The organism is Pseudoalteromonas sp. PS5 (genome assembly GCF_004103255.1).
Lineage (GTDB): Bacteria > Pseudomonadota > Gammaproteobacteria > Enterobacterales > Alteromonadaceae > Pseudoalteromonas > Pseudoalteromonas peptidolytica.
The window spans coordinates 1-3,197 of record NZ_RCSQ01000110.1; the positions used below are offsets into that span (position 1 = coordinate 1).

Genomic DNA, 3,197 nt, shown 5'->3' on the forward strand with positions numbered 1-3,197 from the left:
GCCTGTATTTTATATCAGTTATTAGCAGCGAAAAGCGCTGCGTAATAACCTGTCGATAAAGATGATGCTCAGGCTGGACTGATCTTGTACTGCCAATCTAAGCATCAAAACAACAATATTCAGAATCGACTATGTAGTGTCATCAATTCTTTAAGTGCGAGCGGGCAAGTGAAGTCTAGATAGTCTGAAGTAAGTAACTTTAAGGTGGTGCCGTTTACTAGGGCGTCATACAAAGCATCAAAGAGTAAATCAAGACCAGAGCGCTGAATAAATGAAACGGTAATTTCAATCTCGTCAGCTTGCTCGATGGCATGAAGCAACGCAGGCAGTAAGGGGTCATCGCCCCCTACATAAAGTTGCTTATCCGTGCACAGCGCAAGTTTTCCTCCTTGGTAATTACTGCTCACTTGATTAATCCTTCCTAAGTAGAGCGTTTAACCAAAGCTCATTATCTCGGTTGGGCCTTCTATCTTCCGTCACCCATAGCTTAATGATGTTGAGGTTTGGACATGCTGCGATAACTTTTGATAACCCCTCTTCATTGAGATCTGTAAATCTGCGACCATTGTGCTCTCGTTCACCAGCACCATATTTGAACGAAACATACAACACGCCATGAGATTTAAGCGCGTCTTGTAACTTCACAAAAACATTGGGTAGATCTTGCTCTGCGACATGTAAAAGACTGGCACAGGCCCAAATACCATCAAAAGCAGCAATATCTTGTATCTCTTCAAAGAATTGGTGCCTCACTGGCTGGCCTAGTTGTGTAGCGGCAATCTTCACTAGCTTTTCGCACGCATCCATTGCGCTGACTTCAAAGCCAAGTTGCTTAAACGCTACCGCGTCGCGGCCACAGCCACAGCCTGCGTCAAAAATATGGATATGACGTTTCTCACGCTTTGGTAATTCAGGAAGAAACTCCCGATAAAGCGGTTGCATGTCCACATTGAGTGTTGAGTTTGCAAATTCTTCTGCGTGTTGATCGTAATAAGCGAGCGTAATTTTGGACATTTTTTACCTAACATAACTTCATTTAGTGGCGCAGTGTAAATGACGAAAAGTATGATTTCCATGTCACCATTGAAACTCCGTCAGCTCACATTTGCTGTCCATTACCAATGTGATGCCACAGTAAAGCTGATATTACTAATCTAAATGGTTAGATAAACGCTCAAACACATAAAGATCCTGTTCGTGAGCGGTTACTTCATCCTTAACCGCTGTATATATTCATTTGAAATTAGATGTAAACGAATGCTGAGAGTATTAAACCCGAAAATCCATACGTTTTGTAGTGATTTGCGTCAAATTCCGATGCTTTTGCCACCAAAGTGTTAGATATTTTTTGCCAAACTATTAAAACTAGGGTTAATTCAAACTGATAAAAATAACAAATATAGATGAACTAGCCTATTACAGTACATTACAGCTATTTTTATCGATTTGCTGATTCTATTGATATTTGCTGTGTTTTTCCTGCGGTTACTTCAGTTCAGAGGTACTGCGCAAGCTTGTCTTGTATGAGGGCTTGCTTGTAGCCTGGCTATGCGAGGTGTCGCTCCGGTTTACAACTTTTCCACATTCACCTACATTGGAAATATAGCTTGGGTCTCAACAGGAAAGTCGCATGCACTTCAAAAATAAAATAACAAACGAGCGTTCTTACAATACCGGTGGCAGCGAGGCGAGTAGCCTTGAAAGCGACCGCGGGCGTATTATCAACAGTGCTGCACTTAGGCGGTTGCAACAAAAAACTCAGGTATTTCCGCTTGAGCGTAATGCGGCGGTGCGTTCGCGCTTAACGCACTCGCTGGAGGTACAGCAAAATGGCCGTTACATTGCTAAAAAAATTGTTGATGCGCTGGTGCAGCAAGGTCGGCTAGATTTGCTGCAATATGAAGATAAAAACGGCCAGCTAGTGGATTTGTCTGAGTGTTTGGTCACTCTGTCTGAAATGGCCTGCTTGATGCACGATATTGGTAACCCAGCATTTGGTCACTTTGGCGAGGCCGCTATCAAGGATTGGTTTAAGCGTTATTTGAGTCAACATCAACGGTTTGCAAAAAGTACTCAGGCCGCGCTTAGATATGGTTCAAATAAGAGCAAAGCGTCGGACTTGGCGGTGCTAAATCAAGCAATGGAGTTACTGCTCGATATTTGTAGTTTTGAAGGTAACGCGCAGGCCATTCGCGTTATTCATACGCTTTCTCGCCTTAATCTTACCTATTCACAGTGTGCCACGGTGATGAAATATACCCGCTGCGCAACCACACCTAAATCAACTGTGGCTACTGACAAGTCTTATCTACAAAAGAAAGTTGGATATTACTTTAGTGAAAGTGGGTTTGTCAGTGAGCTGTGCGACAAACTGCAGATCCAAGTAGGTAATCGCCACCCTGTAGCTTACATCATGGAAGCGGCTGACGATATTGCTTATTGCCTTGCTGATATGGAAGACGCTGTAGAAAAAGGCATTATTTGCGTAGATGAGTTAACGGGCTGTTTAATAGAGGAATATCAAAATATCGCCGCAGGGTTTGGTATTACTGATGATAAACACTTGGAGCTAATGAGTAAAAAGCTCCACTACGCCAATGATAAAGCCAGTAAGCATATGGCAAATTTTGATAATGAGTTTTTTATTTGGCTCCGCGTGGGGTTGTTGCACCCGCTTGCTGAACATGCCAAAACGCGTTTTATCGATAATATTGAAGCGATCTACGAGGGGAGCTTTAACGCTTCGTTATTGGAAGATAACAGCCATCTTCATGCTATTGTAAAGTCGCTGAAAACGGTGGCAATCAACAAGGTGTTTTCGAACAAAGAAGTCGAGCAGTTGGAGCTTCAAGGTTATAAGATCACCAGCAGTATATTAAACGAATATCAGCGGGTGCTTGATTTAGATTCCGATGATTTTCACGCTGCATTAAATGGCGAGCATAGTTTTGCGATAGAGTCGCGATTGATTAATCGGATTTCCAAAAAATATGTTGCGGTATACCGCGAGACCATAGCGCAGCTTAGTGAAGCTGAACAAGCCGAGCCGATTTTTGAGTTTTATTATCGCTGCCGCCTTATTCAGGACTTTATCAGCGGCATGACTGACCAGTTTGCTTATGATACCTATCGTGCGTTGACCGCGTTGGATTGAGGTTGATATTTGAGCCTTGTTGAAAAGATCGCCGCGTAAAGCG

The 3,197-nt window shown here is 42.9% G+C and carries 3 protein-coding genes; 1 reads left to right on the forward strand and 2 read right to left on the reverse strand.

Going from position 1 to position 3,197, the window contains the following annotated elements; all coding sequences use genetic code 11:
• Window positions 1–119 precede the first annotated feature (119 nt).
• Both D9603_RS14305 and D9603_RS14310 read right to left on the reverse strand, forming a co-directional pair.
• Complete coding sequence (locus D9603_RS14305) at window positions 120–407, reverse strand: hypothetical protein (RefSeq protein WP_194086972.1); 288 nt, start codon at window positions 405–407, stop codon at window positions 120–122.
• 4 nt (window positions 408–411) lie between these two features.
• The gene (locus tag D9603_RS14310) at window positions 412–1,014 is read right to left on the reverse strand and encodes a class I SAM-dependent methyltransferase (protein ID WP_128731829.1); all 603 of its coding nucleotides are present in this window, start codon (window positions 1,012–1,014) and stop codon (window positions 412–414) included.
• A gap of 616 nt (window positions 1,015–1,630) precedes the next feature.
• Between D9603_RS14310 and dgt the strand changes: the two genes are divergently transcribed.
• Window positions 1,631–3,154, forward strand: a complete 1,524-nt coding sequence (gene dgt / locus D9603_RS14315; protein ID WP_128731830.1) for a dGTPase — start codon at window positions 1,631–1,633, stop codon at window positions 3,152–3,154.
• The last annotated feature ends 43 nt before the right edge of the window (window positions 3,155–3,197 follow it).